We start from the raw sequence: 13,483 nt of genomic DNA, 5'->3' as shown, positions 1-13,483 counted from the left end.
GATGAGCCTCAGTTCCTCGATGAGCCTCAGTCCCTCGATGAGTCTCAGTCCCTCGATGAGTCTCAGTCCCTCGATGAGTCTCCGCCCACCGGCTCGATGAGCGCGGGGGAGTCGTTCCGTACGTTGCCGACGTCGCGCCCGACCTCGCGCATCGAGAGCGAGTCGACGATGTCGGGCGCGGCGTCGATCGTCGCGTCGAGGAGGTCGCCGACGTTGTCGGTCGTGGGATCGAGCCACACGTCGGCGTAGTCGGCGTCGATGAACAGCGGCATCCGGTGGTGGATCGAGCCGAGCGCTCCGGTCGCCTCACGGGTCATGATCGTGAAGCTCAGGAGCCAGCGACTGGGGTCGTCGTCGGGCTTGTCGGCATCTTTCCACCACTCGTAGAGCCCCGCGAAGTAGAGCGGAGCGTCGTCCGCCGGGTGAATGTAGTACGGCGTCTTCACCCCGCCCTCGGTGTGCCATTCGTAGTAGCCGGATGCCGGGACCACCGCTCGGCGCTTGATGAGCGCCTGGCGGAACATCGGCTTGTCCTCGACCTCCTCCGCACGCGCGTTGAAGGCCTTCGCCCCGATCGACGGGTCTTTCGCCCACGCCGGGACGAGCCCCCAGCGCGCCGCCTCGAGCCGCCGCGTCGGAGGCTCGGTCTTCGCGGAATCGAGGACGATCGCCACCCGCGCGGTCGGCGCGATGTTGTACGACGGCGCGGGGAGGTCATCGCCTTCGACGTCCACCCTCAGGACGCCGACGAGCTCCGAGCCGCTGGCTGCCACGACGAATCTTCCGCACATGGCGCCAGCCTACGCGGGGCCTCCGACACGAAGCCCGCGCCTCAGTCGGACTCGATGACCCCGGCGTCGGCGAGCTGCTCGAGGATGCCGGCGCCGTTCTCATCCGACACCCACGGCACACCCGCCGCCGAGTGGTCGTTGACCGCGGTGCGGCCCCCCGCGAGCACGGCCTCGGCGGGGGAGAGCCGGCGGATGGCTACGGCGCGCACGCTGCCCGGGAACTCGCTGGTGAACGCCGTGTACAGGTCGTCGTCGTGCTGGCCGTCGTCGCCGAGCAGCATCCACTGGATGTCGGGGAACTCCCGCTGCAGGCGCCGCAGGTTCAGCTCCTTGTGCTCCTTGCCGCTGCGGAACCAGCGATCGTGCGTGGGCCCCCAATCGGTGAGGAGCAGCGCCCCGGGCGGGAAGAGGTGCCGGCGCAGGAACCGCTGCAGCGTCGGCGCGACGTTCCACGCCCCCGTCGACAGGTAGATCACGGGGGATCCGGGGTGGTCGCGGACGAGGCGCTCGAGGAGCACGGCCATGCCCGGAACCGGCTGGCGGGCGTGCTCGTCGAGGACGAACGAGTTCCAGGCGGCGACGAGCGGCCGCGGGAGGGCCGTCACCATCACGGTGTCGTCGACGTCGGAGACGATGCCGAACCGGACCTCCTTGCCGACGACGAACACCCGCGTCTCCGTCGGCTCCGATCCCTCGACCGACATCGTGACCGGCTGCCAGCCGGGGGCGAGCCGCGCCGGCAGCACCGTGTCGATGACGCCGCCGCGATCGGCGACGACCTCGTGGCTGACGCCGTCGATCGTGACGGTGACCTGTGCGTAGCCGACCGGGACCGACGCGAAGGCCCGCCACCCGCGGACGCTCGCGTATTCGCCGCGATTGCGCGTGGGCACCGGCGGGACGATGAGGGCGCGGCCGAGGACGCGCACCCATTCCTCGCTCCCGTAGCCGGGGTACGCGGCGACGGTGGGGCGGTTGCCCCGCGCGCGGGCGCGACGCTCGCGCCACGCGTGGAAGCGGTATTCCAGTCGGGCGAGCCAGAGCACATTCGTGCGCGGCTCGGGCTCAGCAGACATCGCCTCAGTCTTTCACGTCGTCAGCCGCGGCGGCGTCGTCGGCGCCGTGCATGTGACGGGCCTCGCTGCGGCCGATGAGCTTCTTCGCAAGCAGCGCGAGACCGAGGAAGACCGCGATGATCGCGACGAAGATGTATCCGGCGGAGTGCAGCCGGTCGGAAAGTTCGCGGTAGGTTCCCGCGGCCGCGGCTCCCACACCCACGTAGGCGGCCGCCCAGAGGACGCAGGCGGGCGCCGTCCACGCGAGGAACCGGCGGTAGGCGAAGCCACTCATCCCGACGGTCAACGGCACGAGGGAGTGAAGAACAGGCAGGAAACGCGAGAGGAAGATCGCCGGGCCGCCGCGTCGGCGCAGGTACATCTCCGAGCGCGCCCAGTTGTGTTCGCCGATCTTCGCGCCGAGCTTCGAGAACCGGATCCGGGGGCCTAGCCACCGTCCCAGCCAGAAGCCGATGCTCTCGCCGATGAGGGCGCCCACGATCACGGCCAGGACGAGCCACGCACCCTCGGCGAACGTGTCGACGGCGGTGGCCGCGACGATCACGACCGTGTCGCCGGGCACGATGAGCCCCACCAGCACGCTCGTCTCCAACATGATCGCGACGCCTGCGAGGATCGTGCGAAGCACGGGATCGACCGACTGCACGGCATCCAACAGCCATGTCAGAACGTCGTTCACGCGTCCAGACTATTGCCACCCCCTAGCCTGAACCTGTGACTGTCCCGCCCATCTTCGAGCGCGTCGCGTGGGTCGATCCCGAGGCGCTGTTCCTCGCCGGGCCGGCGCGCGAAGAGCACGCTTTCTGGCTCGACGCCGGGCCCGCCGCCACGACGGGGTGGAGCTGGATGGGTGTCGGTGATCGCGTCGCCGGGTGGCCGGGAGACGTCCTCCTCGACGACGACCCGCACACCCGCGTCCCCGGCGGGTTCGGCGGCGGATGGGTGGGCTGGGCGGGCTACGACGGCGGCGCGCGGCGGGCGGGTGCACCCGCAGATGACGACCCGACGGCACCGGACAGCGCCGCTCTCGCCGTCTCGCGGCTCATCGCTTTCGATCACGGCGCGCGCGAGGCGTGGCTGATCGCCCCGGAGTCGGAGATGACGGATGCCGCGGCGGACCTCCGGCGCTGGAGCGAGGCCGCCGCCTCGCACGCGTCACGGGCCGCCGGCCCGCACCCGGCGCCGGCCGCCCGGCGGCGTGACGCGCACGCCCGACACGACCCGGGGCAGTACGCGGCTCTCATCGCGCAGTGCCGGGCGGCGATCCGTGCGGGGGATGCCTACCAGCTGTGTCTCACGACGCGGTTCGACGTCGCGGCATCCGACGAGCCGTTCGACGCCGTCGACACCTACCTGCGCCTGCGGGCGGCGCTGCCCGCCCACCACGGCGGCATCCTCCGCATCGGCTCACACTCCCTGCTCAGCGCGAGCCCGGAGCAGTTCCTGCAGGTCACGGGTGGGATCGTCCGCACCCGCCCGATCAAGGGCACCCGGCCGCGCGGCGCGGACCCGGAGACGGATGCCGCGCTGGCGCGCGACCTCGCCGCATCCGAGAAGGAGCGCGCCGAGAACGTCATGATCGTCGACCTCATGCGCAACGATCTGCAACGGGTCTGCGCGCCGGGCTCCGTCGCGGCGGAGCGGCTGCTCGAGGTCGAGTCGTATCCCGCCGTGCACCAGCTCGTCAGCACCGTCGCGGGGCGGCTGCTGCCGGGCATCCGTCTCGCCGACCTCTTCGACGCCGCCTTTCCCGCCGGCAGCATGACGGGGGCGCCCAAGCTCTCCGCGATGACGATCCTCCACCGCCTCGAGGGCGGGCCCCGCGGCGTGTACGCCGGGTGCTTCGGCTGGGTGGGCGCACACGGCGCGCTCGATCTCGCGATGACGATCCGCTCGATCGTCGTGCACCCCGCCGGCGCGTATGTCGGCGCCGGCGGTGGCATCACGTGGCTCTCGGATGCCGACGACGAGGTCGCCGAGGTCGCGCTCAAGGCGCGCGGCCCGCTCGCCTCCCTCGGCGCACGGCTCCCCGCCGCCTGGCTCGGCGTCGACGGCGGGTGAAACGGCCGTTCCGGTAGCATTGATAGACGCGTTCTCGCGTCTTCCCGAACCCGCACGATTGGCTTTCCCTTCGCATGAGCAGCACCGTCGACACCGCCCCCGCCGCTGACAGCGGCGCGCCGGACACGCACGCCATTCAGGAGAAGTGGCAGCGCCTCTGGGCCGAACAGGACCCGTTCCGCGCGGGCGGCGACGACGACACCCGCCCCCGCAAGTACGTGCTCGGGATGTTCCCGTACCCGTCCGGCGACCTCCACATGGGCCACGCCGAGAACTACGCCTACGTCGACGTCGTGGCGCGCTTCTGGCGGCACCGCGGGTACAACGTGCTGAACCCCATCGGGTGGGACAGCTTCGGCCTTCCCGCCGAGAACGCCGCCATCAAGAGTGGGGCCGGGTCGGACCCGCGCGAGTGGACGTACGCGAACATCGACCGGCACAAGAAGAGCTTCCGCGAGTTCGGCTCGTCGTACGACTGGAGCCGCGTGCTCCACACGAGCGACCCGGAGTACTACCGGTGGAACCAGTGGCTGTTCCAGAAGCTCTACGAGAAGGGCCTCGCGTACCGCAAGGACGGCGTCGTGAACTGGGATCCGGTCGACCAGACCGTCCTCGCCAACGAGCAGGTCCTGCCCGACGGCACGTCGGAGCGCAGTGGCGCGGTCGTCGTGAAGAAGAAGCTCACCCAGTGGTACTTCAAGATCACCGACTACGCGGACCGCCTGCTCGACGATCTGAACCAGCTCGAGGGCTTCTGGCCGCACAAGGTGCTGCAGATGCAGCGCAACTGGATCGGGCGTTCGGTCGGCGCCGACATCGATTTCGAGATCGAGGGCCGCGGCGAGAAGGTCACCGTCTTCTCGACGCGCCCCGACACCCTGCACGGCGCGACCTTCATGGTCGTCGCGCCCGACTCCGACCTCGCGGCGGAGCTCGCGGCCGGAGCATCGGCCGACGTGCGGATGCGCTTCCAGGACTACCTCGACACCGTGCAGAAGACGAGCGAGATCGAACGGCAGACCACCGACCGTCCCAAGACCGGCGTCTTCCTCGACCGGTTCGCGATCAATCCGATCAATGGGGAGCGCCTGCCGATCTGGGCCGCCGACTACGTCCTCGCCGACTACGGCCACGGCGCCGTCATGGCCGTCCCCGCCCACGACCAGCGCGACCTCGACTTCGCGCGCGCGTTCGACCTGCCCGTCAGGATCGTCGTCGACACGACGGCGCCCGTCACCGGCGCGATCCCCGTCATCGAGCTCGACGACGAGGGCGTGCCGATCGATCCGGGTCCGCAGCTCGACGACGTCGACCCCGCGCGCACGGGCATCGCGCTCACGGGCGACGGCCGCATGATCAACTCGGGTTCGCTCGACGGCCTGAGCAAGCGCAACGCCATCACCCGGGCCGTCGAGGAGCTCGAGGCATCCGGAAACGGCCGCGCCGCGAAGACCTACCGCCTGCGCGACTGGCTGATCTCGCGCCAGCGGTTCTGGGGTACGCCGATCCCGATGATCCACACCGAGGACGGACGAATCGTCCCGGTGCCCGACGACCAGCTCCCGCTCGTTCTGCCCGACGCGCGCGGCCTCGACCTGAAGCCCAAGGGCACCTCGCCGCTCGGCGGGGCGACCGAGTGGATGCAGACGGTCGACCCCGAGACGGGCGAGCCCGCGCTCCGCGACCCCGACACGATGGACACGTTCGTCGACAGCTCGTGGTACTTCCTGCGCTTCCTCTCGCCGAACGACGCGAGCGAGCCGTTCTCGCAGCGCGAGGCGGCGCGGTGGGCGCCCGTCGATTCGTACATCGGGGGCGTCGAGCACGCGATCCTGCACCTGCTCTACGCGCGGTTCATCACGAAGTTCCTCTTCGACATCGGGATGATCGACTTCACCGAGCCGTTCTCGTCGCTCATCAACCAGGGCATGGTCCTGCTCGGCGGATCGAAGATGTCCAAGAGCAAGGGCAACCTCGTCGAGTTCGCCTCGAGCATGGTCGACCCCGGCGCCGACGCGAGCCGCGTCGCGATCGTCTTCGCCGGCCCCGTGGAAGACGACATCAACTGGGAGGACGTCTCGACGACCGGCGCCCAGAAGTTCCTCGCGCGTGCCCTCCGCATCGCGAGCGAGGTCTCCTCGTCGCCCGACGTGGTCTGGGCCGAGGGCGACACGGCGCTGCGCCGTGTCACGCACCGCCTGTGGGCGGACGTTCCCGGCCTCATCGAGCAGACGAAGTTCAACGTCGTCATCGCCCGCCTCATGGAGCTCGTGAACGCGATCCGGAAGACCATCGACTCCGGCCCCGGAGCGGGCGACCCCGCCGTCCGCGAGGCGGCCGAGGCGCTCGCGATGATCCTCGATCTGTTCGCGCCGCACACCGCCGAGGAGATGTGGGAACGCCTCGGCTACGAGCCGTTCGTCGGCCTGGTGACGTGGCGTCAGCCCGACCCGACCCTCCTCGTGGAGGATTCGGTGACCGCGGTCGTCCAGATCGACGGCAAGGTGCGCGGCACGCTCACCGTGCCCGCGCGGATCTCGCCGGAGGAGCTCGAAGCGCTCGCCCGCACCGACGAGAAGGTCGTCCGCTCGCTCGCCGGGCGCGAGATCGCGCGCGCGGTCGTCCGGGCACCGAAGGTCGTGAGCTTCACCACCGCGTGAGACGCGCGGCGCCGGGCCCGACCGGGTCCGGCGCGGAGGGCGTCATCGGCTCCTCCACAGGCGGCTGATTTCGGCATCCGTCCACCGATCGGACCAATCGTCGACCGCGGGAAGCGGTGTGCTGTGAGGGTGGGCGGGTGGCATCCGCACCCTCCGACTCCGCTGCTCAGCACACGGCTGCGCCGGACAGAACCGTTCAGGACGCCGCCGCGCTGGATCGGCCCGCGCGACGGCGCCTTGGTGTGGGAGCCGCGATCGTCCTCGTCCTCGCGGCGGCGGTGGTCTCGGTGGTCATCGGCATCGTGCGGGCGGGCGAGGCGCCGGATGCCGACGGCGGCAGCGTCGTCGTGGCGACCGGCTCCGCCGAGCTTCCGGCGATCTACGTCCACGTGTTCGGGGCCGTCGCCGAACCCGGTCTCTACCGACTCGAGGACGGCGCCCGCGTCATCGACGTCGTCGCGGCGGCCGGCGGCCTGACCGACGATGCCGACGAGACCGCGATCAACCTCGCACGGCGGGTGACCGACGGCGAGCAGCTGCAGGTGCCGGTCGTCGGCGCGGCGCCCGCGGATGGCTCTGCGGGAGCGGGAGGCGCGATCGCGTCGGACGGGCGTGTGAACCTCAACACCGCCGACGTCGCGGACCTCGACACCCTGCCGCGCGTGGGACCGGCGATCGCCGAACGCATCATCCAGTGGCGCGAGGAGAACGGTCGGTTCACGAGCGTCGACGACCTCCTGTCGGTCCCGGGGATCGGCGAGAAGATGCTCGCCTCCCTCCGCGATCTCGTGACGGTGTGACGTGCCGGCCCGGCCCAGCCTGCGACGTCTCCGCCGCCGCGACGCACGGCTCGTGCCGGTCGCCGCAGCGGCATGGGTCGCCGCGAGCCTCGCGATCCTCCACCCCGAGGGCGCCGGTGTCGCCGCCACGGCGCTCTGGGCGTCTACCGTCGTCGCGCTCGTCGTAGCGGTGCGCGTGCGCGACCCAGGCCGCACCGTCGTCGCGCTCCTCGCCGTGGCCCTCGCCGTCGCCGCGGGCGCGGTCACGCACGTCGCGCTCGCGCACCCGGCGCGCGCCGCCGCGGCCGCCCTCGAGATCGACGGAGGTCGCTCGCTGACGGTCGAGGCGACAGCCGTCGGCAAGATCGAGCCGAGCGCGACGGGGTGGCGCGTCGACGCGCTCGTGGAGCGGGTGCAGCGCGGCCACGACCGCGCCGGCGCCACCGCGTTCCCCGGAGGCGGCGTGCCGGTAGTCCTGCGCCTGGCCGACGTGCCCGCGGGCCTCGATCTCGGTGCGCGGGTGCGCGTGACGGGCACCGCGTGGCGGACGGAGTCCGGTCAGCGCGCCGTGCTCGTCGTCGACGCGGTGGGCGACGCCCAGGTCCTCGCGCCGGCAGCGGGGCCACTCGCGGCGGCATCCGCGCTCCGGCACGGTCTGCACGACGTCACCGCGGGGCTTCCGGCGCCCGGTGCGGGCCTGGTGGCGGGACTCGCGGTCGGCGACACGGCGGGCGTCTCACCCGAGTTGGATGCCGCGATGAAGGCCTCGTCGCTCTCGCACCTCACGGCGGTGTCGGGGGCGAACTGCGCGCTCGTGGTGGCGGGCGCGTTCGGCCTCGCCGCGCTGTGCCGCGCGCGACGCGGCGTGCGGGTCGCGTGCGGGATCGGCGCCCTCGCGGCGTTCGTCCTGCTCGTCTCACCCGAGCCGAGCGTCGTGCGGGCGGCGACCATGGCCGCGATCGCAATGCTCGGCATCCTCCTCGGCCGGCCGGGAGCGGGGCTGTCGCTCCTCACGACGGCGGTGGTCGTCCTCCTCGTCGCCGACCCGTGGCTCGCGCTCTCGCTCGGCTTCGCGCTGTCGGTCGCCGCGACGGGCGCGTTGCTCGTCGGCGCGGGGCCGCTCGCGGACGGGCTGGCGAGATGGATGCCGCAGCCGCTCGCCCTCGCCGTCTCCGTGCCGCTCGCCGCACAGCTCGCGTGCGGGCCGCTCATCGTCCTCATCTCGCCGCAACTGTCGGTCTACGGGGTCGTGGCGAACATGCTGGCGGCTCCCGCGGCGCCGCTCGGGACGATCATCGGGCTCGCCGCGTGCCTGGGCGCCGGCATTCCGTACCTCGGCGCGGGACTCGCCGCCCTCGCCTGGCTCCCCGCCGCGTGGATCGCGGGCACCGCGTCGACCTTCGCCGACCTCCCGGGCAGCGTCGTGCCGTGGCCGGAGGGTCTCGGCGGGTTCGTCGCCCTCGCGGTGGTCGGCGCTGCCCTCGCGGCGTGGCTCGTCCCCGCCCGCGCGAGCGTGCGGGTCGCGGGAGCCTGGGTCCTTGCGGGAGCGCTCGGTGTCGCCCTCGCCCTCGGCCCCGTCGCCGACGTGACGGATCGGTCGAGGATGCCGACCGGCTGGGCGATCGCGGCGTGCGACGTGGGTCAGGGAGATGCGGTGCTCGTCCAGTCGGCCGGAGGGGTGGCGCTCATCGACACGGGGCCCGACCCTGCACTGCTGACGAGGTGTCTCGACCTCCTCGGCATCCCGCAGATCGACCTGCTCGTCCTGACCCACTTCGACCTCGATCACCGCGGGGGTGTCGACGCGGTCGTCGGGCGCGTCGGAACCGTGCTGCACGGCCCGGCCGGCACGGCGGACGACGTCGCTCTGCTTGACCGGCTCGCGACGGAGGGCGCGCAGCTCCAGGAGGTGACGAGTGGAGTGAGCGGCGACCTCGGCGATGCGCGGTGGCGCGCACTGTGGCCTCGGGCGGGCGCACCGCCCGGCAACGACGCGAGCGTCGTGGTCGAGGTCACCGGCGGGGGAGTGCCGACCTCGCTCTACCTCGGCGACCTGTCGGCCACCGCCCAGCAGTCGCTCCGTGCCTCGAGCGTGCTGCGCAGCGGCTACGACGTCGTGAAGGTGGCCCATCATGGCAGCGCCGACCAGGACTCCGCCCTGTACCAGCGACTCCGACCCGCGGTCGGGCTCATCACCGTGGGCGAGAACGACTACGGCCACCCGCGGGCGGAGATCATCGCGACGCTGGTCGCGGTCGGCGCCCGTGTCGAGCGCACCGACCAGGACGGCGCGATCCTCGTCTGGCGGGACGACGACGGACTGCGCCTCTGGCGGCAGCGCGCGCCGGCCGCCGGCGGTGTTCCCGAAGGCCCGCCGACCGGGGGCGATGTCGGTCCCGACGGATAGGCTGGATGCCATGACACCCGCGCCGCGCCGAGGAGCCTCCAGAGGGTCTTCAGGGTCGTCGCGGACCGCGTCGGTCATCCCGCAGATCTCCTGGCGGGCGCCGCAGCCCGCCCCGATCGTGCTCGTGTCGGGTCCGGAGGAGGTCTGCGCCGAACGCGCGACCGCGGGCATCCGCGAGTTCCTTCGCGCCGAGGATGCGAGCCTCGAAGTCTCCGACCTCCGCGCCGACGACTACACCTCGGGCACGCTCCTCGCCCTCACCTCTCCCTCGCTGTTCGGCGAGCCGCGGCTTGTCCGTGTCTCGGGCGTCGAGAAGTGCTCCGACGCCTTCCTCACCGAGGCTCTCGCCTACCTCGACGCACCGCAGGACGGGGCGACCGTGGTCCTCCGGCACACCGGCGCGAGCGTCCGCGGGAAGAAGCTCCTCGACGCGATCCGCGCGGGAACCGGCGGCGGCGTCGAGATCGCCTGCCCGGCCGTCAAGCGCGACTCCGACCGCTTCGACTTCGCGGCGGGGGAGTTCCAGGCGGCGCACAAGCGCATCGCCCCGGTCGCCCTCCGCGCCCTCGTCGGCGCGTTCACCGACGACCTCACGGAGCTTGCCGCCGCGTGCCAGCAGCTGATCGCCGATGTGCCCGGCGACATCACCGAGCAGGTCGTCGAGCGGTATTACGGGGGCCGCGTCGAGACCTCGGCGTTCACCGTCGCCGACACGGCGATCGCCGGGCGCTACGGCGACGCCCTCGTCGCCCTCCGGCACGCCCTCGCGAGCGGCGCCGACCCGGTGCCGCTGGTCGCGGCCATCGCCTCGAAGCTCCGCACGATGGCGCGCGTGGCCGGGTCGCGCGAGCCCGCCGGTGCGCTGGCCGCTCGCCTCGGCATGAAGGACTGGCAGGTCGACCGTGCCCGCCGCGACCTCTCGGGCTGGAACGAGGCCTCACTGGGCACCGCGATCCAGGCGGCGGCGCGGGCGGATGCCGAGGTGAAGGGCGCTTCGCGCGACCCCGTGTTCGCCGTCGAACGTCTCGTCACCGTCATCGCGACGCGCGCCCCCTACGGCGCCTGACGTCCGGCATCCCGCGCGACGCGAAAAGAGCCCGCCCCCACCGGGGACGGGCTCTTCACTGCGTGCGGCTCAGAGAGCGGCGACCTGCTTCGCGATGGCCGACTTGCGGTTCGCGGCCTGGTTCTCGTGGATGACGCCCTTGCTCACGGCCTTGTCGAGCTTCTTGGTCGCCTTGGCGAGCGCCTTCTCGGCGGCGGCCCTGTCGCCGGCGGCGACGGCCTCGCGGGTGCGACGCACCTCGGTCTTCAGCTCGCTCTTGACGGCCTTGTTGCGCTCGTGCGCCTTCTCGTTGGTCTTGTTGCGCTTGATCTGCGACTTGATGTTCGCCACGTTCGACGGCTCTTTCGTTCGGAGTTTTCGATGGATGTGCCGGACTGGCGGTAGAGGGGCGCCTCCGGCGCGTACGAGGTGGGACCCATACGCAAGCCAATCACCGACTCTACCAGGTCGGTCCACGTCGCCCCCAATCGCCCGCGTACCGCTCCCTCAATACCGATTCCCCGCACCGGGGTGGTCCATGATCGGATCAGCACGGCGTCCCGCCCGCGGAGGGGCGGGCGGCGACCGAGGCTACCGAGGAGCCCGCGTGTCCGCATCCACCACCCCCCTCCGGGCCGGCGCCCGGTGGTTCACCCTCTTCTCGCTGGCCTGGCTCGCACTGTGGATGGCGCAGCTGACGCCCCTCCAGCTGCTGATCCCCCTCCAGCTCGACAGCCCGGAGGACGCCGCCGGGTGGATCTCGGGCATCGTCTCGTCCGGTCTCGTCCTCGCGACGGGAGGACTCGCCGGCGTCATCGCGGCGCCGCTGGCCGGGGCCATGAGCGACCGCACCCGCGGACCGTTCGGGCGCCGCCGACCGTGGGCGCTCGGCGGCGTCGTGCTCGGCGCGCTCTCCCTCGCCGGCCTCGCGGTCGCCGCAGGCCCGTGGCCGGTGGGAGCCGCGTGGGTGGGCGTGTCGGTGGGCGTCGCCGTGGCATCGGCCGCGTTCACCGCGCTGATCGCCGACCAGCTCACCGATCAGCGCGGCGCCGCGTCGGGCGCCGTCGCCTCGACGCAGGCGCTCGGCATCGTGGTCGGTGTGGGCGTCGTGGTGTTGCTCGGGCTCGGTGTCACGGCCGGCTATCTCCTTCTCGCGGGCATCCTCCTCGCGTGCGGCGTCGCCGCGGCCGTGTGGCTGCCCGATCCGCCCGCCCCGGCCGCGTCTGCGTCGGCGCGCGCCGTGCACCGCACACGCGACCGACTCGCCGCGTTCCGCGACCGCGACTTCGCGTGGCTTCTGTGGGGACGCCTCGTGGTGAACGTCGGCAACGCGCTCGGGACGTCACTCCTCCTGTTCTTCCTCCTCTACGGACTGCACCGCCCGGCGGCGGGTGCGGAGGACGATCTGCTGCTCCTGATCGTCGTCTACACGGTGCTGGTCGTCGTGGCGGCGACGCTCGCGGGGCGTCTGTCCGATCGGCGCGGCCACCGCGTCGCGGTGACGGTGACGGCGGCCGCCGTGCAGGGTGCGGCGTCGCTGCTGCTCGCGGCGGTGCCGACGTTCGAGGTCGCCCTCGTCGCGGCGGGGCTCCTCGGCGCCGGCTACGGCGCGTACATGTCGGTCGGTCTCGCGCTTGCGACCGACCTCCTGCCCTTTCCGGAGGACAGTGCCCGCGACCTCGGTCTGGTGAACACCGCCGCCGCCCTCGGGCAGCTGCTCGGCCCGCTCATCGGCGCCGCACTCGTCGCGGCGGTCGGCGGGTTCTCGCTGCTGTTCACCGTCGGCGGGGTGCTGTCTCTCATCGGGGGAGCGATGACCCTCGCCGTCCGCGACCCCGCGCCGCCCGGCACGGCGCACTGAGCCGGACGGGACGCGTCGGCGCAGGTCAGCCCGCGTCGGCATCCATCGTCGCGAGTGCGAGGTCGAGGAGCGCATTGAAGACCTGGGGGCGCATGGCCGTCACGAGATGGGTCGTGCGCGGAACGACGACGAGCTCGGAGTGCGGCACGAGCGACACGAACAGCTTCTCGTTCACACGCAGCTGGTCGTACTGGCCGTTGATGAACCACGTCGGCACGTCGATACGGCGAAGCGCTGCGAGCAGGTCGAGCACCGACAGGCTCCGCAGCGCGACATCCTGCATGTCGTAGGCGTATCCGCCGGCCCCGAAGTCGTCCCGCGTCTCGGTGGGGAGCGTCCGGTCGAGCACCCACTCGGAGATCAGGGAGCCCCGCCCCGGGAGGCGGTTGAACCCGCGCGCGAGCGCCCGGTAGGTCGCGAGCCCGATCCCGCGGGGGATGGCCGTGCAGGATGCCGCGATGAAGGCATCCACCGGCGGGCGGTCCTCCGCTCCCACGTAGTCGATCGAAAGGAGCCCGCCCATCGAGTGCCCGACGAGGAGGACGCGACCCTCCTCGGCGGCGGCACGCACGGCGGCGTCGATGGTCGCGAAGGCTCCGTCGAGGGTGAACGTCTCGTCCATCCGCGTCCCGTGCCCCGGCAGGTCGAGCGCGACCGTGCGCACGCCGCGCTCGTGCAGGTGTGCGACCTGCGAGCGCCACATAGACGCGGATGTGCGGATGCCGTGCACCATCACCACCGTCGTCGTCACGGTGTCAGCCTAGGCATCCCACCGCCGTGCCGTGCGACCGCGGCGGGTGTGT

Annotated in this window: 11 protein-coding genes; 6 read left to right on the top strand and 5 right to left on the bottom strand. The window is 72.3% G+C overall.

Annotation, left to right across the window (positions count from 1 at the left end; all coding sequences use genetic code 11):
- Positions 1-62: 62 nt before the first annotated feature.
- The 3 genes from ACRVYW_RS00815 to ACRVYW_RS00805 are packed head-to-tail and all read right to left on the bottom strand — an operon-like array spanning position 63 to position 2,546.
- On the bottom strand, positions 63-791 hold the full coding sequence (locus ACRVYW_RS00815; protein WP_431800777.1) for an SOS response-associated peptidase: 729 nt from the start codon (positions 789-791) through the stop codon (positions 63-65).
- A 41-nt stretch (positions 792-832) separates the two neighbouring features.
- A complete protein-coding gene (locus tag ACRVYW_RS00810) occupies positions 833-1,867 on the bottom strand; it encodes an App1 family protein (protein ID WP_431800775.1) in 1,035 nt (344 codons plus the stop codon).
- Positions 1,868-1,871: 4 nt separating this feature from the next.
- Positions 1,872-2,546: a DedA family protein gene (locus ACRVYW_RS00805; RefSeq protein ID WP_431800773.1), complete on the bottom strand. Its 675-nt coding sequence runs from the start codon at positions 2,544-2,546 to the stop codon at positions 1,872-1,874.
- A gap of 35 nt (positions 2,547-2,581) precedes the next feature.
- Between ACRVYW_RS00805 and ACRVYW_RS00800 the strand changes: the two genes are divergently transcribed.
- The 5 genes from ACRVYW_RS00800 (at position 2,582) to holA (ending at position 10,840) form a co-directional block, all read left to right on the top strand.
- A complete protein-coding gene (locus ACRVYW_RS00800) occupies positions 2,582-3,928 on the top strand; it encodes an anthranilate synthase component I family protein (protein ID WP_431800771.1) in 1,347 nt (448 codons plus the stop codon).
- Positions 3,929-4,002: 74 nt separating this feature from the next.
- Positions 4,003-6,588: a leucine--tRNA ligase gene (gene leuS, locus ACRVYW_RS00795; RefSeq protein WP_431800769.1), complete on the top strand. Its 2,586-nt coding sequence runs from the start codon at positions 4,003-4,005 to the stop codon at positions 6,586-6,588.
- A 212-nt stretch (positions 6,589-6,800) separates the two neighbouring features.
- Positions 6,801-7,388, top strand: a complete 588-nt coding sequence (locus ACRVYW_RS00790; protein WP_431801712.1) for a helix-hairpin-helix domain-containing protein — start codon at positions 6,801-6,803, stop codon at positions 7,386-7,388.
- A gap of 1 nt (position 7,389) precedes the next feature.
- The gene (locus ACRVYW_RS00785; protein ID WP_431800767.1) at positions 7,390-9,774 is read left to right on the top strand and encodes a ComEC/Rec2 family competence protein; all 2,385 of its coding nucleotides are present in this window, start codon (positions 7,390-7,392) and stop codon (positions 9,772-9,774) included.
- A 10-nt stretch (positions 9,775-9,784) separates the two neighbouring features.
- Positions 9,785-10,840 carry a DNA polymerase III subunit delta gene (gene holA, locus ACRVYW_RS00780; RefSeq protein WP_431800765.1) on the top strand — a complete coding sequence of 352 codons (1,056 nt, stop codon included), beginning with the start codon at positions 9,785-9,787 and terminating at the stop codon, positions 10,838-10,840.
- Positions 10,841-10,909: 69 nt separating this feature from the next.
- Here holA and rpsT read toward each other — a convergent pair whose 3' ends face one another.
- On the bottom strand, positions 10,910-11,170 hold the full coding sequence (gene rpsT / locus ACRVYW_RS00775; protein ID WP_431800763.1) for a 30S ribosomal protein S20: 261 nt from the start codon (positions 11,168-11,170) through the stop codon (positions 10,910-10,912).
- Positions 11,171-11,426: 256 nt separating this feature from the next.
- Here rpsT and ACRVYW_RS00770 point away from each other — a divergent pair, with 256 nt between their 5' ends.
- Positions 11,427-12,680 (top strand): MFS transporter, encoded by a 1,254-nt coding sequence (locus ACRVYW_RS00770; RefSeq protein ID WP_431800761.1) that lies wholly within the window; start codon positions 11,427-11,429, stop codon positions 12,678-12,680.
- A 25-nt stretch (positions 12,681-12,705) separates the two neighbouring features.
- Here ACRVYW_RS00770 and ACRVYW_RS00765 read toward each other — a convergent pair whose 3' ends face one another.
- Positions 12,706-13,431, bottom strand: a complete 726-nt coding sequence (locus ACRVYW_RS00765) for an alpha/beta fold hydrolase (protein ID WP_431800759.1) — start codon at positions 13,429-13,431, stop codon at positions 12,706-12,708.
- Between the last annotated feature and the right edge of the window lie 52 nt (positions 13,432-13,483).

It is taken from the genome of Microbacterium sp. bgisy203 (assembly GCF_965345155.1).
Taxonomy (GTDB): Bacteria; Actinomycetota; Actinomycetes; order Actinomycetales; family Microbacteriaceae; genus Microbacterium.
Note: the sequence above shows the minus strand (reverse complement) of the source record. Positions and strands in the feature narration are given on the sequence as shown.

Bases quoted from the DNA above. Each gene is read 5' to 3' on its own strand.
- holA (WP_431800765.1), top strand. From the start codon at position 9,785: ATGACACCCGCGCCGCGCCGAGGAGCCTCCAGAGGGTCTTCAGGGTCG.
- leuS (WP_431800769.1), top strand. From the start codon at position 4,003: ATGAGCAGCACCGTCGACACCGCCCCCGCCGCTGACAGCGGCGCGCCG.
- ACRVYW_RS00815 (WP_431800777.1), bottom strand. From the start codon at position 791: ATGTGCGGAAGATTCGTCGTGGCAGCCAGCGGCTCGGAGCTCGTCGGC.
- ACRVYW_RS00810 (WP_431800775.1), bottom strand. From the start codon at position 1,867: ATGTCTGCTGAGCCCGAGCCGCGCACGAATGTGCTCTGGCTCGCCCGA.